The organism is Embleya sp. NPDC008237, assembly GCF_042956465.1.
GTDB lineage: Bacteria > Actinomycetota > Actinomycetes > Streptomycetales > Streptomycetaceae > Embleya.
In genome coordinates, this window is the sequence record NZ_JBIBGL010000033.1 from 6,396 (window position 1) to 31,855 (window position 25,460).

At 73.0% G+C, this 25,460-nt stretch carries 1 protein-coding gene; it reads right to left on the reverse strand.

Annotation, left to right across the window (positions count from 1 at the left end; all coding sequences use genetic code 11):
• Positions 1-24 precede the first annotated feature (24 nt).
• The gene (locus ACFZBU_RS45710) at positions 25-25,308 is read right to left on the reverse strand and encodes an SDR family NAD(P)-dependent oxidoreductase (protein WP_391589751.1); all 25,284 of its coding nucleotides are present in this window, start codon (positions 25,306-25,308) and stop codon (positions 25-27) included.
• Between the last annotated feature and the right edge of the window lie 152 nt (positions 25,309-25,460).

A 25,460-nucleotide genomic window follows, 5' to 3' on the forward strand; every position in this document is an offset into this window, starting at 1 on the left:
GGTCGTATGCGTGGATGGGCCGGGTCACTCGAAGCCCTGGTCGACGAGCGAGAACAACTCGTCGTCGGTGGCCGACTGCACGTCCGAGACGTCGTCGGCGGCGGGGACGCTCTCGTCCGGCGCGGTACAGTCGGCCAGCAGCCGACGCAGCCGCTCGGCCAGCCGGTCGCGGGCCTCCGGCTCGTCGAGCACCGCGTGCAACTCGCCCTCGAATCGGTCCAGATCGGCCAGCAGCGCACCGATCGGGGATGCCTCCTCGACCAGCCGGCCGCTCAGGTGGCGAGCCAGGCTTCGCGGCGTGGGGAAGTCGAAGACGAGGGTGGAGCGCAGGCCGACCCCGGTGCCCCTGATCAGCCGGTTGCGCAGCTCCACCGCGGTGAGCGAGTCGAACCCGATCTCCTTGAAGGCCCGTTCGGGTCCGATCTCGCCGATGCCGGCATGCCCGAGCACCGCTGCGGCCTGGGCCCGTACCAGGCCGACCAGTTCGCGCTCGCGCTCCTCCTCGGACAGCGCCGCCAGGCGCCGGACCAGGGCCTCGCCGTCCGCCTCGGTCGAGGTCTCGGCGGGGGTGGTCGCGCCACGGCCGTTCCGGGAGGGCAACAACGGTGACGTCGACCCGGGCCCGGTGAGATCCGTCGACGCCGAAACCAACACGGCGTCCTCCCGGCGTATCGCCTCGTCGAACAGGTCGGGCAGCCCCGGCAGCGGATCCGTCCCGCACGCAAGCGACACCCCGGGCAGCCCACACGCCCGCCGATGTGCGGCCAGCGCATCGTGGAAGGCATCCACCCCGGCCGTGGCCGCATGCCCCGCTGAACCGAGCAGGCTCGCCGCCGACGAGAACAGCACGAAGAACGCCAGGTCCATGTCGGCGGTCAGCTCGTGCAACGCCCAGGCGACATCCGACTCGCCCGACCCGTCCACCACGCCCGCCGGCCGGTGTTCGGCCACGAGCGCGGCAAGCACACCCGGATCGTGCCCGTCCCAGGCCGCCGACACGACCTCGGCTACGACCTCGCCCAGCCGGGCGGCCAGTTCGGTCGGCCCCGCACCCGAGGGATCCACGGACAACAACACGAACCGACCCACCCCGTACGCCTCGGCCAGATGCTCGGCCACCCCCGCACCGACCGCCCGGTCCGCACCGGCGATCAACACCGTGCCGGTCCCCAGCGCCGACCGTGCTCCGCCGGAGGCCGGAATCCGCTCCAGCCTCGGTACCGACACCCGGCCACCGCGCACCGCGAACTGCGGCTCACCACCGGCCGACGCCACCGCCGCCAAAGCCGCCGCCGAGGCCGGATCGTCGTCCAGGTCGACCAGCACGATCCGCCCCGGGTGCCCGGCCTGCGCCGCCCGGACCACTCCCCAGACCGACGCCGACGCCGGATCACCGAGCCCCACGTCCCCACCCACGACCACCGCCGTGCGGGTCACCACGACCACCCGGGCCGCCGCGAGCCGTTCGTCGCCGAGGAACGCGTGCAGCCGCCCGACCAGTTCCGCCGTCACCTCCCGCATACGCCGCTCGGAGAACGGCGCACCGGGATCCGGATCACCGACGGGGAGCAGTACCAGATCTGGCAACGGCCGATCACACAAAGCAAGTTCGGCAACGCCCGGATACCGGCCCACCAACCCGCCCAGGCCGGGCAGATCCCAGCCGCCGACCACGGCCACACGCGGCGCCGCCACCGACACGGGAACCGCCGTCGCCCGCCACGCGAGCCGGTACAGCGCGTCCCGCCCGCCGCCGGCCCGCCGGAGTTGCTCGGCCGAGATCGCTCGCACCGTCAACGCCTCGATCGCGGCGACCGCCCGCCCGGTCTCGTCCGTGATCCGCAGCGACACCGCACCCTCGCCCGACGGCACGCACGACACCCGCAGCCGGGTCGCACCGGCCGCGAAGAGCCGCACCCCGTGCCAGGAGAAGGCCACCCGGATGTCGTCCCCGTCGGCCGGCCCCGAATTCACCCGCAGGGTCTGCACGCCCGCGTCGAGCAGCGCCGGATGCACCCCGAAGCGGTGCGCGTCGCGCTCCTCCTCGGCCGGAAGCGCCACATCGGCGAACAGCTCGTCCCCGCGCCGCCAGGCGGCCCGCATCCCACGAAACGCCGGCCCGTAGTCGACCCCGGACTCCACCAGCCGTGCATAGAAGTCCGCCACCTCGATCGGCTTCGCCCCGACCGGCGGCCACGCCTCCGCAGCCGCGTCCAGAGCGGCAGCCGCATCGGCGTCGGCGACGAGGACACCGACGGCGTGTCGGGTCCATGCCTCCTCGCCGGGCGCGTCCTCCGGCCGGGAGTACACCGCGACCGCCCGGGCCCCGGCGGCGTCCGGCCCGTCGACGGTCACCTGTACATGCACACCGCCGTGCTCCGGCAACACCAGCGGGGTGTGCAGGGTCAGTTCGTCCACCACCGGACACCCCGCCTCGGCCCCGGCCCACAGCGCCAGGTCCACGAATACCGTGCCCGGCACGATCGTCGAGCCGAGCACCACATGATCCGCGAGCCACGGGTGGGTCACCGTCGACAACCGCCCCGTGAACAACAACCCCGCGCCCTGCGCCGGCCGTACCGCCGCACCCAGCAAGGGATGTCCGACGGCGGCCAGTCCCAACCCGCCCGGATCCCCCGACCGCGCCCCCTCGTCCAACCAATAGCGTCGCCGCTGGAATGCGTAGGTCGGCAACTCCACCCGCGCGCCGACGATCAGCCCGGCCCAGTCCACCGGCAGACCACGCACGAACGCCGCCGAAAGCGCGGCGACCAGCCGATCGGGCCCGCCCTCGCCCCGCCGCAACGTCTCCAGGACCGCGCCATCCGCACCGAGCGACTCCAGGGTGTCCCCCAACGGCACCACCAGTCCCGGATGCGGACTGCACTCGACGAACACGGTGCGCCCATCCGCGACCGCCGCACCGACCGCCCGCTCAAGCTCGACCGTGCGCCGCAGATTCTCGAACCAGTACGACCCGCCCAACTCGGCGGGATCGGCGATCGGCGCACCGGTCAAAGTGGAGTACATCGGCACGCGGCCCGCCTGCGGCGTCACATCCGCCAACAGCCGCTCCACCTCGCCCCGCACGGCCTCCATCCGCGCCGAATGCGACGCGTAATCCACCGGAATCCACCGAGCCCGGACCCCATCGCGCTCGCACGCGTCAACCACCACCGCCAGCGCTTCGACATCACCCGAAAGCACCACACTCGTCGGCCCGTTCACCGCCGCCAACGACAACCCGTCAGCTCCGGCAACCAACTCCCGAGCCCGATCGGCGGACACCCCAACCGACACCATCCCGCCACCGGAAGAGGCAACCCCCAGCAGGGCCCGGCTCCGCAGCACGACCACCCGCACCGCATCCGCGAGCGACAGATAACCCGCCACATGCGCAGCCGCGATCTCCCCCTGCGAATGCCCGATCACCGCACCCGGCCGCACCCCACACGACTCCCACCACCGGGCAAGCCCCACCATCACCGCAAACAGAACCGGCTGAACCACATCAACCCGCTCCAACTCACCGCCAGACCCGCCCCGCAACACATCCAACAGCGACCAATCCGCCACCAACGGATCCATCACGGCCGCACACTCGGCAACCGCGTCCGCAAACACCGGCGAGCACTCCAACAACCCCGCCGCCATCCCCACCCACTGCGACCCCTGCCCCGGAAACACGAACACCGGATCCGAGCCGGTCACCAGTGAACCGGGGTCTCCCACCCCACCCCGAGCCAACTCGTCCAGCCCAGCCACAAGTTCGCCGGACTCCCGCCCGCGCACCACAGCCCGCACGTCGAACACCGCCCGCCCGTCCACCAACGACCGGGCAACATCCGCCGGTTCGGCGTCCGGATGCTCGCTCACCCAATCGCGCAACCGCGCCGCCTGCGCCCGCAACCCGGCCTCGGTGCGCGCCGACACCGCCCAGGGCAGCACGCCGCCGACTCCCGGGACCGTCGGCGCGGCGGGCGCAGGCTCGGCGGCGTCCGCCGGCGCCTCCTCCAAGACCACGTGTGCGTTCGTCCCGCTGATCCCGAAGGACGACACACCCGCCCGGCGCACCCGCTCACCCGCCGGCCACGCCACCTCGCCCGCCAACACCTCGACCCGACCGGCCGACCAATCCACATGCGGCGTCGGCTCGTCCACATGCAACGTCCGAGGCAACACCCCATGTCGCAGCGCCAACACCATCTTGATCACCCCGGCCACACCCGCCGCCGCCTGGGTGTGCCCGATATTCGACTTCACCGACCCCAACCACAGCGGCCGATCCGCCGGCCGATCCTGCCCATAGGTGGCCAACAACGCCTGCGCCTCGATCGGATCGCCGAGCGTCGTCCCGGTCCCGTGCGCCTCCACCGCATCCACATCCGCCGCAGACAACCCGGCCGCGCCCAACGCCTGCCGAATCACCCGCTGCTGCGACGGACCGTTGGGCGCGGTCAACCCGTTCGACGCGCCGTCCTGGTTCACCGCCGAACCACGCACCACCGCCAGTACCGGATGCCCGTTGCGCCGCGCATCCGACAACCGCTCCACCAGCACCAGCCCGATGCCCTCGGCCGCGCCCATCCCGTCCGCCGCCGCCGCGAACGCCTTGCAGCGACCGTCCGGCGACAGACCCCGCTGCCGGGAGAACTCCACGAAGAACTCGGTGGTGGCCATTGCCGTCACGCCACCGGCCAGGGCCAGTTCGCATTCGCCCGACCGCACCGCGTTCACCGCCAGGTGCAGCGCGACCAGGGACGACGAGCACGCGGTGTCGATACTGACCGCCGGACCCTCCAGACCCAGGACGTACGAGACCCGGCCGGACGCGATGCTCGCCGAACTGCCGTAGCCCAGATAGCCCTCGACCTCGTCCGGGACCCGGTTCACCCGGGCGCCGTAGTCGTTGTCGATCACCCCGGCGAAGACCCCGGTCCGGCTGCCGCGCAGCGAGGTCGGATCGATCCCCGCCCGCTCGAACGTCTCCCACGCCGTCTCCAGGAGCAACCGCTGCTGCGGATCCATCGCCAACGCCTCACGAGGCGAGATCCCGAAGAACTCGGCGTCGAACTCGCCGATCCCATACAGGAATCCGCCCGACTCCACGTAGCTCTTCCCGGGCCGCTCGGGATCGGGGTCGAACAGCCCGGCCAGGTCCCATCCCCGGTCCGTCGGGAACGGTCCGATCGCATCCCCGCCCGAAGCGAGCAGATTCCACAGGTCCTCCGGCGAGGCCACCCCGCCCGGGAACCGGCAGCCCATGCCGACGATCACGATCGCATCGTCGGCGTCCCCGTCCCGCCCACCGACCGGCACCGGAACCGGAACCGGCACGGCCTGTACCGGACGACCGACCAACTCGCCGACCAGGAACGCCGCCAACCCCGCCGGGGTCGGGTAGTCGAAGACCAGCGTGGACGGCAACCGCAGCCCGGTCGCGGTGTTCAGCCGGTTGCGCAGTTCCACCCCGGTCAGCGAGTCGAACCCCAGCTCCTTGAACGCTCGCCCGGCCGGCACCGCCCCGGCCGACTCGTGTCCCAGCGTGTTCGCGGCCTCGGTCCGCACCACGTCCAAGACCGCCTGCTCCCGCTCGGCCGGGGACATCCCCGCCAGCCGCCGAGTCAGCGCCGACCCGCCCACACCCGCCGCCCGCCGCGTAGCGGTCCCGAGCAACTCCCGGAACAGCGCGGGCCGAGCACCGGCATCCGCCCGCATCGCCGGAAGGTCCAGGTGTGCCGGCACCAGCGCCGCCTCGGGCCGGCCCAGCGCGATGTCGAACAACCGCAATGCCTCGGCCGCCGGCATCGCCACCGCACCGGTTCGGGCCCAGCGGGCCACATCGGCCTCGCTCAGCCGCCCGCCCATCCCCTGCGCGCCCGCCCACAGGCCCCAGGCCAGCGAGATCCCGGACAGGCCGAGGTCGCGGCGCTGCCGAGCCAGGGCGTCCAGGAAGGCGTTGGCCGCCGCGTAGTTGCCCTGCCCCGGACCACCGAAGGTGGTGGCCCCGGAGGAGAACAGGACGAACGCGGCCGGGTTCGCGTCCCGGGTCAACTCGTGCAGGTGGAACGCGGCGTCCGCCTTGGGGCGCAGCGCATGGTCCAGGTGCACATCGGTCAGGTTCGCGATGGTGGCGTCGTCCACCACGCCGGCGGTGTGGATCACCCCGGTCAGCGCATGCTCGGCCGGGATACGCGCCAACTCGGCGGCCAGCGCGGCACGATCGGCCAGATCGCAGGCGGCGAGGGTGACCTCCGCCCCCTGCGCGGTCAGGTCCTCGACCAGTTCGGCCGCACCGGGTGCGGCCGCGCCCCGGCGGGACAGCAGCAAGAGTCGGCGCACGCCGTGCGCGGTCACCAGATGCCGGGCCACCAGGGCACCCAGACCGCCGGTGGCACCGGTGACCAACACCGTGCCGTCGGGCGCGAAGGCGAACGGCTCGCTGCTCCCGGCAGTCACCCTTGCCAGCCGAGGAGCCCGGAATCGGCCCGCACGGACGGCAAGTTGCGGCTCGGCCGAGGCAAGCACCGCCGGCCAGGCATCAATCGACGCCGCGTCCTCGTCGAGGTCGACCAGCGAGGATCGGTCGGGGTGTTCGGACTGGGCCGAGCGCAACAGCCCCCACACCGCCGCGCCGGCCAGGTCCGCCACCCGCTCCCCGGGGTCGGCATCCACGTCGGCGGCGACGGCCCCGGAGGTCACCACGACCAGGCGCGTCGCCGCGAAGCGGGAGTCGGCCAGCCAGTCCTGCGTCCGTGCCAACACGTCCGCAAGCACCCGCCGAGTGCGCTCGACCGATCCTTCCGAATCGTCGGGCCCGCCCACGCCCACCACCACGACATCGGGCGGTCCCGCCGCCACATCCCCGGCCGCCTCGACCACACTGCGGTACACCGGCGCATCCGGATACGCCGCCACCAGCCGGGCAAGCGGCCCGGAGTCCACCGCGCCCACCACCGCCCAGCGAACCGCCGCGCCCGGCTCGTCGCCCGACACCGACCGCCACTCCACTCGGAACATCGAATCGCGCGGCGGCGCCCCCGCCGGACGCAGCCGCTCGGCCGAGACCGGCCGCACGGTCAGCGCCCGGACCGACCCGACCGGCTCACCGTCCACATCGCTCAACCACAACGACACCGCATCCGAGCCCACCGGTGCCAGCCGCACCCGCAACCGCCCGGCCCCGCCGGCAACCAGCCGAACTCCGCGCCAGGAGAAGGCGATCCGCGTCTCGCCCGGCGCGACCTCCGCCGCCGGCTCCACGCCCAGCGCATGCACGGCCGCATCCAACAGCGCGGGATGCACCTCGTAGCGTTCGGCCTCCTGCCGTGCGTCGTCGCCGAGTTCGATCTCGGCGAACGACTCGCCGCCGCGCCGCCACAGGGCACGCAGCCCCTGGAAGGCGGGACCGTACTCGAATCCGGCCGAGGCCAGTCGCTCGTAGACCCCGTCCAGATCGACCGGCGTGCTGCCCGCGGGCGGCCAGATCGCCGCCTCCGCAGCCACGTCCGCCGGGTCGAGGTCGGTCGCGGTCAGGGTCCCGGAGGCGTGCCGGGTCCAGGGCTCGTCGCCGGCCGCATCCTCCGGTTGGGAGTGGATCTCCACCGACCCGACCCCGGCGGCGTCGGGTGCGCCGACCCGGACCTGGATCCGTACACCGCCCGCGTCGGGCAGGATCAGCGGCGCGTGCAGGGTCAGTTCCTCGACCGTCGCCCGGCCGACCGCCGCCCCCGCACGCAGCGCCAGGTCGACGAACACCGTGCCGGGCGCGATCACCGTTCCGAGCACCACATGCTCCGTGAGCCACCCGTGCGAGGCTGCGGACAGCCGCCCGGTAAAGACCGTCCCGGCCCCGTCGGCCAGATCGACCCCGGCGCCCAGCACCGGATGTTCGACCGTGAACTGCCCCCACCCGACCCCGCCGGCCCGCTCCGCAGGCTCCACCCAGTACCGCCGCCGCTGGAAGGCATAGGTCGGCAGCTCGACCCGCCGCCCCGGCAGCATCCCGGACCCGGCCCAGTCCACGGCCAGACCGCTCCGGAACGCCGCCGAAAGCGCGCCGACCAGCCGATCGGGCCCACCCTCGCCCCGCCGCAACGTCTCCAGAACGACGCCGTCCACCCCGGCTTGCTCCAGGGTGTCCCCCAGCGGCACCACCAGCCCCGGGTGCGGACTGCACTCCACGAAGACCGTATGCCCGTCGACAACCGCCGCTCCGACGGCCCGCTCAAGCTCGACCGTGCGCCGCAGATTCTCGAACCAGTACGACCCGCCCAACTCGGCGGGATCGGCGATCGGCGCACCGGTCAGAGTCGAGTACATCGGCACGCGGCCCGCCTGCGGCGTCACATCCGCCAACAGCCGCTCCACCTCGCCCCGCACGGCCTCCATCCGCGCCGAATGCGACGCGTAATCCACCGGAATCCACCGAGCCCGCACGCCCTCGCGCTCACACGCCTCGACCACCAGCGTCAGCGCTTCGACATCACCCGAAAGCACCACACTCGTCGGCCCGTTCACCGCCGCCAACGACAACCCGTCAGCTCCGGCAACCAACTCCCGAGCCCGATCGGCGGACACCCCAACCGACACCATCCCGCCACCTGAAGACGCAACCCCCAGCAGGGCCCGGCTCCGCAGCACGACCACCCGCACCGCATCCGCGAGCGACAGACAACCCGCCACATGCGCAGCCGCGATCTCCCCCTGCGAATGCCCGATCACCGCACCCGGCTTGACCCCACACGACTCCCACCACCGTGCAAGCCCCACCATCACCGCGAACAACGCCGGCTGAACCACATCAACCCGCTCGGCCAACGCCTCACCACCCGCACCACGCAACACATCCAACAGCGACCAATCCGCCACCAACGGATCCATCACCGCCGCACACTCCGCCACCGCACCAGCAAACACCGGAGAGCACTCCAACAATCCCGCCGCCATCCCCACCCACTGCGACCCCTGCCCCGGAAACACGAACACCGGACCGGCGGCCGAGACCGAGCGGACGGTCGACGTCTCGTCACCCGGCCCGCTGTCGGCCAACTCACCGACCGCCAGGCGCAGTTCCGTGAGATCGCGTCCAAGCACCACCGCCCGGTGATCGAGCGCCGCCCGCCCCATCGCCAACGACCGCCCCACATCGAGCGGATCGGCGTCGGGATGTACGGCCAGCCAGTCCCGCAACCGCGCGGCCTGTGCCCGCAACGCGGATTCGGACCGGGCCGACAACACCCAGGGCACCCGACCGCCCCACACCGGAGTCCCGGCCGCCGGCGGCGTCACCGCAGGCACCGAATCCGCCGGACTCACCTCCGCCTGCTCCAAGATCACATGCGCGTTCGTCCCGCTGATCCCGAACGACGACACACCCGCCCGACGCACCCGCCCGGCCTCCGGCCACGCCCGCGCGCTCGTGAGCAGTTCGACCCCACCCGCCGACCAGTCCACATGCGGCGTCGGCTCGTCCACGTGCAGCGTGCGCGGCAACACCCCATGCCGCAGCGCCGAAACCATCTTGATCACCCCGGCCACCCCCGCAGCCGCCTGGGTGTGCCCGATGTTGGACTTCACCGACCCCAACCACAGCGGCCGATCCGGCGCGCGATCCCGCCCGTAGGTCGCGAGCAACGCCTGCGCCTCGATCGGATCGCCCAACGTCGTGCCGGTCCCGTGCGCCTCCACCGCATCCACATCGGCCGCGGACAATCCGGCGTCGGACAGGGCCGCCCGGATCACCCGCTGCTGCGACGGCCCGTTCGGCGCGGTCAACCCGTTCGACGCGCCGTCCTGGTTCACCGCCGACCCGCGCACCACCGCCAGTACCGGATGCCCGTTGCGCCGCGCATCCGACAACCGCTCGACCAGGAGCAGGCCCACGCCCTCCGCCGCGCCCATCCCGTCCGCCGTGGCCGCGAACGCCTTGCAGCGGCCGTCCACGGACAGTCCGCGCTGCCGGGAGAACTCCAGGAAGAAGTCCGGCGTGGACATCGCGGTCACCCCGCCGGCGAGCGCCAGGTCGCATTCCCCCGACCGCAACGCGTTCGCCGCCAGGTGCAGCGCCACCAGCGACGACGAGCACGCCGTGTCCACGGTCACCGCCGGCCCCTCCAGGCCGAGTGTGTAGGCTACCCGGCCCGAGGCAACGCTGGCCGCGTTCCCGGTCAGCAGGTGGCCCTCCAGCCCGGCCTGCGTACGGGCGCCCCCGGTCGCGTAGTCGTGGCCGGCCATCCCGGCGAAGACGCCGGTCCGACTGCCCCGGAGCGAGGTGGGATCGATGCCCGCCTGCTCGAAGGTCTCCCACGCGGTTTCCAGCAGCAGCCGCTGCTGCGGGTCCATCGCCAGCGCCTCGCGCGGTGAAACACCGAAGAACTCGGCGTCGAACTCGGCTGCCCCGGCGAGGAATCCGCCGGTACGGACGTAGCTCTTGCCGACCCGCTCCGGATCGGGATCGAACAGCGCGTCGACATCCCAGCCACGGTCGGTCGGGAACGGCCCGATCGCATCGCCGCCCCCGGCCACCAGGTCCCACAGGGCCGACGCGGAGTCCACCCCGCCCGGGAACCGGCAGCCCATCCCGACGATCACCACCGGATCGGCTGCGACCATCGCACCCCCGGCGGCCGGCGCGGTCGGCGCCGACTCCACCGCGCCGACCGACTCGGCGACCAGGAAACCGGCCAGGCCGAGCGGGGTCGGAAAGTCGAAGACCAGCGTGGACGGAAACCGCAATCCGGTGGCACCGCTCAGCCGGTTGCGCAGTTCCACACCCGTCAGCGAGTCGAACCCGAGGTCGCGGAACGTGACTTCGGGCCGCACCCCGTCGGTCGACTCGTGCCCCAGGACCACCGCCGCCTCGGCCCGGACCAGCCGCAATGCCACGTCCACCCGCTCGGCGGGCGCGGCCGAGGCGAGCCGGCGGGCCCACGGCGCCTCCGGCAGCGCGCCGTTCCGGCGGGTCGGGGTGCCGACCAGGCCGCGCAGCAGCGGATGTACCGGCTCGGCCGCCGGCTGGGCGCGCAATGCGGCCAGGTCCAGGCGGGCCGGGATCAGCGCCGCCTCGTCCGCCTGCCAGGCAGCGTCGAACAGCGCGAGCCCCTGGGCGGTCGAGATCGGCACCAGTCCGCCGCGCGCCAGGCGCTTCAGGTCGCCAAGGCCCAACTGCTCAGTCATTCCGCTGCGTTCCGCCCACAGGCCCCAGGCCAGGGCGGTCGCGGGCAGCCCCCGCTCACGGCGCCGACCCGCGAAGCCGTCCAGGAAAGCGTTCCCCGCCGCATAGCCGCCCTGCCCGGCGACGCCGAGTACGCCGGCCACCGACGAGAACAGCACGAACGCGGCCAGGTCCGCGTCCCGGGTGAGTTCGTCCAGCACGAGGGCGGCGTCCACCTTGGGCCGCAACACGTGGTCGACCCGCTCCGGGGTCAGCGCCTCGATCGGCGCGTCGTCGATCGTCCCGGCGGCGTGCACCACGGCGGTCAACGGGTGTTCGGCCGGGATCGCGGCCAACACCCTTGCCATCGCCGCAGGATCCGCCGCATCGCAGGCCACGATCGTGGTGTCGGCACCCGACTCGGCCAATTCCGCGACCAGTTCGGCGGCGCCGAGAGCGGCGGGCCCGGCCCGGCCGGTCAGTACCAGCCGGCGCACACCCCACCGCGTGACCAGGTGTCGGGCCAGACTGCGACCCAGCGTGCCGGTGCCGCCGGTGATCAGGACCGTGCCGTCGGCCGCGAGCGGCTGCGGCACGGTCAGCACCACCTTGCCCACATGCCTGGCCTGGCCCAGGAAGCGCAGCGCCTCGCGGGCCCGGCGGATGTCCCAGGTCCGAATCGGCAGCGGTCGCAGCACACCACGCTCGAAGAGGTCGACCAGTTCGGCGAACATCTCGGCGATACGATCCGGCCCGGCCTCGATCAGGTCGAAGGCCCGATACCGCACCCCGGCCGGCAGCCCCTCGGTCCGGATATCGGTCTTGCCCATCTCCACGAACCGGCCGCCCTCGGCCAGGAGTCGCAACGACGCGTCGGTGAACTCGCCCGCGAGCGAGTTCAACACCACGTCGATCCCGCGCCCGTCCGTGGCCCGCGCGAAGCGCTGCTCGAAGGACAGGTCCCGGGACGAGGCGATCCGTTCGTCCGGAACACCCAGCCCGCGCACGGTGGCCCACTTCGCCGCACTCGCGGTCGCGTACACCTCGGCGCCCCGATGCCGGGCCAGTTGGGTGGCGGCCATGCCGACCCCACCCGTGGCCGCATGCACCAGCACCGATTCACCCGACCGCAGCCCGGCCAGGTCGTGCAGCCCGTAGAGCGCGGTGAGGAAGACCACCGGCACCGACGCCGCCTCAGCAAACGACCAACCCGCCGGCACCCGGGCCAACAAACGCCGATCGGCCACCGCAAGCGGCCCGAACGCCCCCTCGAACAAGCCCATCACCCGGTCGCCGACGGCCGGATCGGACACCCCCGGGCCGACCTCCACGACCACCCCGGCAGCCTCGGCGCCGATCACTGCCCGCCCCGGATACATCCCGAGCGTGATCAGCACATCGCGGAAGTTCACCCCGGCCGCCCGCACCGCCACCCGCACCTGTCCGGCCGCCAACGGCGCCGAGGCGGCCGGATGAGCCGTCACCACCAGATCGTCCGGCGTCCCGGCCGTCCCGGACTCGATCCGCCACGACTGATCCGACCCCGGCGCCGGCGGCACCAGCGCCGTGTCGTGCACCGCCCGCACCAGGCGCGGCACCAACACCACACCTTCGCGAATCGCCACCTGCGGCAGCCCGCACGCCACCGCCGCACGCAGTGCCGCACCCGAATCGGCATCATCCGCATCGACCAGGACGAAGCGCCCCGGATGCTCGGTCTGCGCAACCCGCACGAGACCCCAAATCGCCGCATGTGCCGGAGAACCGACCCGGTCCTGCGCATCCGTGGCCACCGCACCACGGGTACGAACCACCAGCCGCGCCCCGGCAAACCGCTCGTCCGCCACCCAGGCCCGAACCGCGGCCAGCACCGCATGCACCGCGCCGGCTACCTCGTCGGGTGCTTCGCCGACCACGGGCGGGCAGTCGAACAGCCCCACCTCGGGCGCCTCTTCGGTGCCCACGAAGGTCACCACCCGAATCCCGCCCGCCACAAGCTCCGCCGTCACGTCGGACTCCGCCACCGAACCGGGGAGTTCGCCATCGACGTGCTCCGCCACCGGCGCGTCCGCGATCTCCCAGACCATCCGGTACAGCCACTCGCGGCCCGCGGCCTCGGCCGCGACCAACTGCTCGGCAGCCACCGGCCGCAGCGTCAGCGACGCGACCGACGCCACCGGAACACCACGCTCGTCGGCCACGTCGACCGCCAACGTCTCCCGCCCGGTACGCCGCAACACCACCCGGAGCAGCGACGCCCCCGGCCCATGCAGCGCGACCCCGGTCCAGGCGAACGGCAACAGCGTCGCCCTCGACTGCGCCACCGCCTCGGCCGCGGCCACATGCAGCGCGGCGTCCAGCACCGCCGGATGCAGGTCGTAGCCATGCGCGTCCCGACCGGCCGCCTCCGGAAGCGCGACCTCGGCGAAGAAGTCGTCCCCCCGCCGCCACGCGGCCCGCAACCCCCGGAAGATCGACCCGTATTCGTACCCGTGCTCCGCAAGCCGCCCGTACACAGCCTCTGGGTCGACCACCTCGGCATCCGCCGGCGGCCAGACCGCCCACGCCTCCGCCCCGGCCGACGCGGATCCGAGCACACTCGCGGTGCCCAGCGTGCCGGTCGCATGCCGAGTCCACGGCTGCTCGTCGGGGGCATCCTCGGGCCGCGAATGGAACTCCACCACCCGACGCCCGGCCGAATCCGCCGCGCCCACCGCCACCCGAAGCCGGATGCCGACCCCGTCCGGCAGCACCAGCGGTGCATGCAGCGTGAGTTCGTCCACGACCGGGCAACCGGCCTCACCACCGACCCACGACGCCAGCTCCACGAAAGCCGTCCCCGGCACCACCACCGAGCCGAACACCGCGTGGTCCGCCAGCCATCCGTGCGTCGCGGCGCACAACCGTCCGGTGTACAGGAGTTCCCCGTCCCGAACCGAACCGACCGCAGCCCCCAGCAGCGGGTGATCGGCCGCGACCAGCCCCAACCCGGTCGGATCGCCCGCGCGTTCGCCACCCGTCAACCAGTAGCGCCGCCGTTGGAAGGCGTAGGTCGGCAGCTCGACATGGCGACCCGGCAACATCCCGGCCCAGTCCACCGCGACACCCGCCACGAACGCCGCCGAGAGCGCGGCGACCAGCCGATCGGGCCCACCCTCACCCCGCCGCAACGTCTCCAGGACCGCGCCATCCACCCCGGCCGCCTCCAGGGTGTCCCCCAACGGCACCACCAGCCCCGGATGCGGACTGCACTCCAGAAAAGCACCATGCCCATCCGCGACCGCCGCACCCACGGCTCGCTCAAGCTCGACCGTGCGCCGCAGATTCTCGAACCAGTACGACCCGCCCAACTCGGCGGGATCGGCAACCGCCTCCCCGCTCACGGTCGAGTACATCGGCACGCGGCCCACCTGCGGCGTCACATCCGCCAACAGCCGCTCCACCTCGACCCGCACGGCCTCCATCCGCGCCGAATGCGACGCGTAATCCACCGGGATCCACCGAGCCCGCACACCATCCCGCTCACACGCCTCGACCACCAGCGTCAGCGCTTCGACATCACCCGAAAGCACCACACTCGTCGGCCCGTTCACGGCCGCCAGCGACAGTCGATCGTCCCCGGCGACCAACTCGCGAGCACGCTCCGCCGACACCCCGACGGACACCATCCCGCCCCCGGAGGACGCGACCCCCAGCAGGGCCCGACTCCGCAACACGACCACGCGTACCGCATCCGCCAACGACAGATAGCCGGCCACATGCGCCGCAGCAATCTCCCCCTGCGAGTGCCCAATCACCGCGCCCGGCCGCACCCCGCACGACTCCCACCACCGCGCAAGCCCCACCATCACCGCAAACAGCACCGGCTGAACGACGTCCACGCGCTCCAACTCACGGGCAGACCCATCCCGCAACACATCCAACAGCGACCAATCCGCCACCAACGGATCCATCACCGCCGCACACTCCGCCACCGCACCCGCAAACACCGGAGAGCACTCCAACAACCCGGCCGCCATCCCCACCCACTGCGACCCCTGCCCCGGAAACACGAACACCGGGCCGGGCCCCGAGAACATCGGCCGACCATCGGCGATACCACCGCCGGCAGCCAACTCATCGAGCCCGAATGCAAGTTCACCTAGATCTCGACCACTGACCACCGCCCGCCGATCGAAAACCGACCGCTCCCGAACCAACGACCACCCCACGTCGACCGGATCCGCCTCCGGATGACGCGCCGACCACTCCCGCAACCGCACCGCCTGCGCCCGCAGACCGTCGGCGGTCCTGGCCGACAACACCCACGGCACCAGGCCCGCCACACCCACGGGCTCGTCCCGGGACACCACCGGCTCGGCCGCCGGCGCCTGTTCGACGATCACGTGCGCATTCGTCCCGCTGATCCCGAACGACGACACGGCGGCTCGGCGCGCCCGGCCGACCTCGGGCCACGGTCGGCCCTCGGCCAGCAACTCGACCCGTCCCGTCGACCAGTCCACGTGCGGCGACGGCGCGTCGACGTGCAACGTCTCGGGCAGTACGCCGTGCCGCATCGCCATGATCATCTTGATCAGGCCGGCCACCCCGGCCGCGGCCTGCGTGTGCCCGATGTTCGACTTGATCGAGCCCAGCCACAACGGCCGATCCGCCGGCCGGTCCTGCCCGTACGTGGCCAACAACGCCTGCGCCTCGATCGGGTCGCCCAGCGTCGTCCCGGTCCCGTGCGCCTCCACCGCGTCCACGTCCGCCGCCGACAACCCCGCACCGGCCAACGCCGCGCGGATCACCCGCTCCTGGGACGGACCGTTCGGCGCGGTCAGCCCGTTCGACGCGCCGTCCTGGTTGATCGCCGAACCACGCAGCAGCGCCAGCACGGGATGCCCGTTGCGCCTCGCGTCGGACAGTCGCTCCACCACCAGCAGCCCGACACCCTCGCCCCAGCCCGTACCGTCCGCGCCCGCCGCGAACGACCGGCACCGGCCGTCCGCCGACAGTCCGCGCTGTCGGGAGAACTCGACGAAGACATTCGGAGTGGACATCACCGTCACCCCACCGGCGAGCGCCAGATCGCACTCCCCCGACCGCAGCGCGTTGGCCGCCAGGTGCAGCGCCACCAGCGACGACGAGCAGGCCGTGTCCACGCTGACCGCCGGCCCCTCCAGGCCCAGCGCGTAGGACACCCTGCCGGTCACGACGCTGCCCACGTTTCCGGCCAGCAGCATGCCCTCGAACCCGTCGGGGGCGCGGTGCAGCCGCGAGGCGTAGTCGTTGTACATCACCCCGGCGAACACACCCGTGTTGCTCCCGCGCAGCGTCCTCGGATCCAGCCCCGCGTGCTCGAACGCCTCCCACGCGGTCTCCAGGAGCAGCCGCTGCTGCGGGTCCATCGCCGCCGCCTCACGCGGCGAGATGCCGAAGAACTCGGCGTCGAACTCCCCCGACTCGTAGAGGAATCCACCCCGTCGGGTGTAGACCTTGCCGACCTTGTCCGGGTCGGGGTCGTACAGGTTCGCCAGATCCCAGCCACGATCCCCGGGGAAGTCACCGACCGCGTCCGTGCCGGCCGCGACCAGTCGCCACAGGTCCTCGGGACCGGCCACACCGCCCGGATAGCGGCAGCCGATGCCGACGACGGCGATCGGCTCGTCGACCGTCACGGTCGATGCCGCGGCACCCGTGGTCGACTCGCTCGGGGCCGCCCCGACCACCTCGCGCGTCATCCGAGCGACCAGGGCCGTTCCGCTGGGGTGGTCGAAGACCACGGTCGCGGGCAGCCGCAGGCCGGTGAACGCATTGAGCCGGTTGCGCAGTTCGAGTGCGGTCAGCGAGTCGACGCCCAGCTCGCGGAAGGCGCGGTCGAGGTCGAGTCGTTCGGGTGCGTCGTGTCCGAGGACGGCGGCGAGTTGCCCGCGCACCAGGTCGGTGATCTCCCGTTCCCGCTGCTCGCGCGGGAGTTCTCGGATCCGTCGGGGCCACGACGACGCGTCCGCGCGATCTCCGGAGGCGGCGGCACGCGGTGGCGGGACACGCACGAGGCCGCGCAGTACGGCGGGCAGCACTCCGCTCGCGGCCAGGGCCCGCAACGCGCTGCGGTCCAGGCGGGCCGGGATCGTGTACGGGTGGTCCCGGTGCAACGCGGCGTCGAACAGGGCGAGTCCGGTCTCGGTGGGCAGCGCCGCGATCCCGCCCCGGGACATCCGGGCCCGGTCGGTGTGGTCGAGGTGGCGGGTCATCCCGCTGCCCTCGGCCCACAGTCCCCAGGCCAGCGCGTTGGCGGGCAGCCCGGCGGCGCGGCGGTGTTCGGCGAGGGCGTCCAGGAAGGTGTTGGCCGCCGTGTACGCGCCCTGGCCGGCGTTGCCCGTGATCGCGGTGATGGACGAAAACAGCACGAACACCGCCGGGTTCGCCGCTCGGGTCAACTCGTGCAGATGCCAGGCCGCGTCCACCTTGGGGCGCAGCACCGCGTCGAGCCGATCCGGGGTCAACGACGACAGCGTCGCGTCGTCCAGCACACCGGCGGCGTGAACGACGATCGTCGGCGGGTGCTCGGCGGGGATGTCCTCGATCACCCGGCGCAGCGCGGCCCGGTCGGCGACGTCGCACGCGGCCACGGTCACCCGGGCGCCGAGCGCACCGAGTTCGGCGATCAACTCCTCTGCCCCGGCGGCCTCCCGACCCGCACGTCCGAGCAGGAGCAGGTGCCGGACGCCGTGTTCGGCGACCAGCCGGCGGGCGACCAGCGCACCCAGGGTGCCGGTGCCACCGGTGATCAGCGCGGTCCCGTTCGGATCGGGTCGGCGTCGAGCCACCGGCGCATCCGCCGGGTCCACGGGCTCGGCAACCACCATGCGGGGTAGATGAACCACCCCATCACGCAAGGCGAGTTGAGGTTCAGCCGCAACGGCCGCGCCAAGCAGCGCGGAGCCGGAGCGCACCGCATCGTCCAGGTCGATCAGCACGAAACGATCGGGGTGTTCGGACTGCGCGGTCCGCAAGAGCCCCCATACGGGAGCCGCAGGCAACCCGGACAACGCGTCCCCGGCCCGAGCAGCGACCGCACCGCGAGTGACCACGACCAGCCGCGCCCCACTCGACCGCTCGCCGGCAAGCCAACCCCCGACCAGGTTCAACGCCCAGCGCGCGCTGTCGTGCGCGGCACCCGGGACATCGTCGTCCGCCCCCATCGGCACAGCGGCGAACACCACGTCGGGCGTGGGTTCCCCCGTCGCGAGCAGTCGCGCATCGAGATCCGCGAGGCTCGGATACACCTCGCCGCCGCCCAAGCCGAGGTCCTCCCCGATGAACGCATACCCGACACCCGTCGGCTCCGCCGGGGTCGTTCCGGCGATCCAGCGCAGGTCGAACATCGCCTCGCCCAGTCGGGGTTCCGCCACGATCGGCCCGTCCGCAGGCAGTTCACGCAGGGTGAGCGCGCCGATGGACAGAACCGGCGCACCGACGCCGTCGGCAACCGTAAGCGCCGTGGCCCCGTCATCCGCCCGGTCCAGCCGCACCCGCAACATGTCGGCCCCGGTGGCATGCAGCCGCACGTCCGCCAGCGAGAACGGAATACGCGGCGACGCACCCGCCGACCCGTCCTGCGTCGAAAACAACGAAGTCAATGAAAGCGACGAAGGCGGCGAAAGCAACGGATGCAGTGCCGCATCCAAGAGCGCCGGATGGATCCCAAACTCCGGCCCCACCACCCCCGACCCCGATTCCCGCAGTTCATCCGGCAACCGCACCTCGGCGAACAGTTCGCCACCGGCACCGCGCCAAACCGCACGCAGTCCCCGAAAGGCAGGCCCGTATCCGTACCCGAGCCGGGCCAACACGGGGTAGGCATCGGCAAGATCAAGCACATCGGCACCGGGCGGCGGCCACTCGGTGAGCCCACCGCCACCGCCCCCGCCAACCTCCCGCACCGACTCGACGAGCAGCCCGCCCGCATGCCGAACCCACGACTCCCGCTCCGCATCGGCACCGCCGCCACCCGCCCGCCGGGAGTGGATGGTGACCTCCCGCAGCCCGGCCTCGTCCGCCGGGGCCACGGCAACCCGCAGGTGCACATCACCGGTCTCGGGCAAGAGTAGCGGGCTCTCCAGGGTCAGTTCCTCGACCTGCGGAGCCCCCACGGACTCCCCAACCCACAGGGCCAGTTCGAGAAACGCGGTCCCCGGCAACACCACGGTGTCCGCGACCGCGTGGTCCGCCAACCAGGGCAGATCCCGCAGCGAGATCCGACCCGTCGCGATCACCGTTCCATCCGGCTCGACGCCGAGCGCGCCGAGCAGCGGATGGGCGATCGGCGTCAGACCCAGGGCGGCCGTACCGTCGGGAGCCGCCTCGCGCGGGGTCAGCCAGTAGCGCCGGTGTTGGAACGCGTAGGTGGGCAGGGCAACCGCCCGCACCCCGGTACCGGCCGGGTCGAACAGCGCTTCCGCGTCGGGCCGGGCGCCGTGCGCGACGGCCTCCGCCACCGCAACGAGAAAGCGGTCCCGGCCGCCGTGGTCGCGGCTCAGCGTGCCGATCGTGGTCCCGCCGCTGCCGCACGCGTCCAACGTTTCCTGGGTACCGAGCGTGAGCACGGGATGCGGGCCGACCTCCACGAACAGCCGGTGACCGTCCTCGCTCAGCGCCCGAACGGCCGTCTCGTACCGCACCGTTCGGCGCAGATTGTGGTACCAGTAGTCGGCGTCGAGGCCGCTCGTGTCGGCCATGCGACCGCCGGTCAGAGTGGAGTAGAAGGCTGTCGACGCGGCTCGCGGGGTCACGTCGGCCAGGTCGGTCAGGAGCCGATCGCGGATCTCCTCCATGTGCGCCGAGTGCGACGCGTAGTCGACGGGGATGCGCCGGGCCCGCAGGTCGTCCGCCGCGCATCGGTCCAGGAACGTGTCCAGGGCCTCGGTGTCTCCGCTGACCACGGTGGCGCTCGGCCCGTTGACGGCGGCCACGCCAAGCCGGCCGGCCCAGGGTTCGAGCAGCGCGGCGACCTGTTCGGCGGGCAGTGACACCGAGGCCATCCCGCCGCTGCCCGCCGCCGCGACCAGCGCCTGGCTGCGCAGTGCGACCACCTTGGCGGCGTCCGCGAGGGACAGTGCGCCCGCGACGTACGCGGCGGCGATCTCGCCCTGCGAGTGGCCGACCACGGCCTGCGGTTCGATCCCGATCGAGCGCCACAGCGCCGCCAGCGAGACCATCACCGCGAACAGCGCCGGCTGTACGACGTCGACGCGCGTCAACCCCGGCGTCCCGGGCTCGCGGAGCACGTCGAGCAGCGACCAGTCGACGGCGTACGGGTCGAGCGCGCCGGCGCAGGCCCGCATGGAGGCGGCGAACGGCTCGCTGATGTCCAGGAGTTCCAGCGCCATCCCGGACCACTGGGTGCCCTGCCCGGGGAAGACGAACACGGTCCCGCCCCGGGCCGCCGGGGCGCCGCCCCGGATCAGCCGGTCGGCGGGTCGATCGGCGGCGAGCGCGGTCAACCCGTGCAGCGCCTCGGCGTGGGTACGCGCCGGTATCACGGCGGTGTACTCGAACCCGGCCCGGCCGCGCAGCAGCGAATACCCGACCTCGGCCAGGGCCGGGGCGTCCGCCCCCCGAAGCAGCCCCGCGAGCTGCTCCGCCTGCCCCCGCAACGCGGCCTCGCTCCGCGCGGAAACCACCAGCGGCACGGGGTCGGCGACACCGTCGGACGCAGGGTCGCCGACAGGGGCAGGCTCCGGCGCCTTCGCGTCCCCATCCGCCTCCTCCACGATCACATGCGCATTCGTCCCGCTGATCCCGAACGACGACACCGCCGCGCGGCGCGGCCGGTCGTACGCGGGCCAGTCCGTGGTCGTCGTCGGCAGCGTGATCGCCCCGTCCGCCCACCGCACGTGGGGCGACGGTTCGCGCAGGTGCAGCGTCCCCGGTACCGCGCCGTGCCGCAGGGCCAACACGGTCTTGATCAACCCGGCCACACCCGCCGCGGCCTGGGTGTGGCCGATGTTGGACTTCACCGAGCCGAGCAGCAGCGGCCGATCGGCGGCCCGATCGCGCCCGTACGTGGCCAGCAGCGCCTGCGCCTCGATCGGGTCGCCCAGCGGTGTTCCGGTGCCGTGTGCCTCGACCAGGTCGACGTCTTGCGGGCCGAGTCCGGCGGCGGCCAGCGCGTCCCGGATCACCCGCTGCTGGGCGGTGCCGTTGGGCGCGCTGAGCCCGTTGCTGGCCCCGTCCTGGTTGATCGCGGAGCCGCGAAGCACGGCGAGTACGGGATGGCCGTTGCGGCGCGCGTCGGACAGGCGTTCCAGCAGGAGCACGCCGACGCCCTCGGCCCAGGCGGTGCCGTCGGCGTCCGCCGAGAAGGGCTTGCAACGACCGTCGGGGGCCAGGCCGCGCTGCCGGGCGAATTCGACGAACATGCCGGGGCCGGCCATCACGGTGGCGCCGCCCGCCAGGGCCAGCGCACATTCCCCGCTCGCCAGCGAACGTGCGGCCAGGTGCACCGCGACCAGCGAGGACGAGCAGGCGGTGTCGACGGTGAGCGCCGGGCCCGACAGGCCGAGGGTGTACGCGATCCGCCCGGACGCGACGCTGGGCGTGGTGCCGGTCAGCAGGAATCCGGCGAGGGCGTCGGTGGATTCGTGCATGCGCGGGCCGTACTCCTGCGCGGTGGCGCCGACGAACACCCCCACCCGCTCGCCGCGCAGCGCGGTCGGGTCGAGTCCGGCGCGTTCGATCGCCTCCCAGGAGGTCTCCAGGAGCAGCCGTTGCTGCGGGTCCATGGCCAGCGCCTCGCGCGGGCCGATCCCGAAGAACTCCGCGTCGAAGTCGCCCGCGTGGTCCAGGAATCCGCCGGATCGTACATAGCTGGTGCCCGGCCGGTCCGGGTCGTCGTGGTGGAGCCGGTCCAAGTCCCAGCCGCGGTCGGTGGGGAAGGCGGTGATCGCGTCCACGCCGTCCGCGACCAGCCGCCACAGGTCCTCGGGGGTACGGACCGCGCCGGGCAGCCGGCAGCCCATCGCCACGATGGCGATCGGTTCGTCGGCGCCGGCCGGCCCGGGCGTCGGCCGGGGGCCGGTCGGCGCGGGCAGGTCGAGCGCCCGGGTGCGCAGGTGGTGGGCGAGCGCGGTGGGTGTGGGGTGGTCGAAGACCGTGGTCGGGGGCAGGTCGAGGCCGGTGTCCCTGGCCAACCGGGTGATCAGTTCGACGGTGCCGAGCGAGTCCAGGCCCGATTCGCGGTAGGTGCGGTCGGGTTCGACGGTCGTGGTCGCGCCGGGGCCCAGGACGGCGGTCGCGTGTGCCCGGATCAGGTCGAGCAGGATGCGATGTTGCTCGGCCGCGGACAGCGGCGCCAACCGCTCGGCCAACGTCGGTGCCACGGCGGGCGATTCGTCCGGGGCGGCCGTGTCGGCGGCTTCCGCCGAGGCGCCCGGCCAGTGGCGTGCGCGCCGGAAGGCGTAGGTGGGCAACGCGACCCGGCGTGCCCCGCGTCCCTCGAACACCCCCTCCCAGTCCGGGTCCACGCCGTTCGTGTACAGGCGGGCCACCGCCGTGGTCAACGCGTCCGCCTCGGGGCGGTTGCGGCGCAGCGTCGGGATCGTGGCCACGGTGTCCCGTTCGCCGTCGACCAGGCAGGTCCGGGCCGCCGCCGACAGGCTGCCGTCCGGGCCCAGTTCGAGCAGTACCGTCGCGCCTTCGGCCCGCAGCCGGCGCACCCCGTCGTGGAAGCGCACGGTGTGCCGCACGTGGCGGACCCAGTAGTCCGGGGAGCAGGCCTGTTCGGCGGTCAGCGGCAGGCCGGTCAGGTTCGACACGACGGGCAGGGTGGGCGGTCGAGCGGTCAACCGGGCGGCCACCTCGGCGAAGGCGTCCGTCATCGCGTCCATGCGCGGTGAGTGGAAGGCGTGTGCGACCCGCAGTCGGGTGGTTTTGTGGCCCTGTGCCCGCCAGCCGGCCGCGACGTCGAGGACCGCGTCCCGGTCGCCCGAGATCACCGTGGCCAGCGGCCCGTTGACGGCCGCGATCGAGACCCGGTCGCGGACCGGTTCGAGCGAGGCGAGCACGTCGTCCTCGGCGACCCGCAGCGACACCATCGCCCCGCCGTCCGGCAGTTCCTGCATCAGCCGGCCCCGGGCCGCGACCAGCGCGCACGCGTCGGGCAGGGACCAGACGCCGGCCACATGCGCGGCGCACAACTCGCCGATCGAGTGGCCGAGCAGCAGGTCCGGGGTCACTCCCCAGTGCTCGAACAGCCGGTACAGCGCGACCTCGACGGCGAACAGCGCGGGTTGGGTGTACTCGGTGCGGTGCACGGGCGCCGCGTCCGGGCGGTCGGGCGACGCGAACAACACCTCGCGCAACGGGCGCGGCAGGTGCGGGTCCAGGTGGGCGCAGGCGGCGTCGAAGGCCGCCGCGAAGACGGCGTGGCGGGCATACAACTCCCGTGCCATGGCAGGGCGTTGGCTGCCTTGTCCGGTGAACAGAAAGGCGGTGCGGCCGGGTTGAGCGTCGGCCCGGACCAGGTGTGGATCCGCGCCGGCTCCACCTAACGCGGCGAGCCCGGCGAGGAGTTCGGCGTGGTCGCGAGCGAGGACGACGGCGCGGGCGGCGAACCCGGTCCGGGTGGTGGCGGCCGAGTAGCCGAGGTCGGCCGGCGCCACGTCGGGATGTTCGCGTACGTAACCGTGCCACCGCCCGGCCTGGGCCCGAAGCCCGTCCGCGTCGACACCGGAGATCGGCACGGCAACCGCGTCCGAGGGCACCCGGCCGGTGGCGGACCCCACGACCGGATCCGCCCCACCCGACGGCCCCACCCCGTCCGCGGGCTCCGCCTCCGCGAGCACCACATGGCAGTTGGTCCCGCCCATCCCGAACGAACTCACCCCGGCGATCAGGGGTTCGTCCGGGCAGGGCCAGTCACCCGTCGCCGTCTGCACCCGCAGGCCCAGTTCGCCCAACGGGATCCGCGGATGGGGTTCGGCGAAGTTCAGGCTTGCCGGGAGCCGCCGGTGTCGGATCGCCAACACCGTCTTGACCAGGCCGACGATGCCGGCCGCGCCCTCCAGGTGCCCGACGTTGGTCTTCACCGAACCGACGGCCAACGGCGGCCGGTTCGCCCGCTCCGCGCCGAGCGCCGCACCGAGTGCGGCGGCCTCGATCGGGTCGCCGACGGGGGTGCCCGTGCCGTGCAGTTCGACGTATTGCACGGCGGACGCGGCGACTTCGGCCCGCCGCCGGGCAAGCCGGATCACCTCCGCCTGGGCCCGGGGGTCGGGCGCGGTCAACGCGTCGCCGCCCCCGTCGTTGTTCATCGCACTGCCCCGGATCACGGCGTGCACGACGTCGCCGTCGGCCAGCGCCCGGGACAGCGGCTTGAGCACCACCACCGCGCCGCCCTCGCCGCGCACGTAGCCATCGGCCCGGGCGTCGAAGGTGAAGCAGCGGCCCTGTGGGGAGAGCCCGCCGAACTTGGCCGCGTCGCCGTCGTGGTCGGGAACCAGGTCCAGGTTGACCCCGCCGACCAGGGCCAGTGTCGACTCGCCGCGGCGCAGGCTCTCGCCCGCCAGGTGTACCGCGACCAGGGACGAGGACTGGGCAGCGTCCACCGTCATGCTGGGGCCGCGCAGGCCGAGGGTGTACGAGACCCGGTTGGCGATCATGCTGCGGTGCAGGCCGGTGGCGTGTCGGGGACCGGGCTCGACACCGGCGCGGCGCAGCAGGGTGGCGTAGTCGTCCCAGATCGCGCCGGCGAACACCCCGGTGGCGCTGCCCCGGATCCGGGTCGGCGGGATGCCCGCGTGTTCCAGGGCCTCCCAGCACAGTTCGAGCATCAGGCGCTGCTGTGGGTCGATCAGGGCGGCCTCGCCCGGGGTGATGCCGAAGAAGGCGGCGTCGAACCGGTCCACCGCGTCCAGGAATCCGCCTCTTCGCGGTCGGTCCGCGGCTGGGTGGGGGGATCCGCCGGCCGCTCGGTTCGTGTCGTCCGCCGCTCTCGCGTCCCGGCGATGGCGGGGCACTTCGGTGATCGTGTCGCGTCCGCTGTTCAGCAGGTCCCAGAACTCGTCGGGGCCGTCGGCGCCGGGGAGTCGGCAGGCCAACCCGACGATGGCCACCGCGTCTTCCGGCGCGGGGTGTGCGCGATGGGCATCGGCGTTGAACTCATTCATTCCGCGCTCCATGACCTGCATACGATGAGTACACGGACGAACACAGATCAATACATTGGAGTACCGGGGCGATCGGCCGCAAGGGGTGAATTCAGGCCCCGCTCGGGCGTCTCCGACGGCGCGGTTGAACCATTCGGGTCACCTGGTGTAGT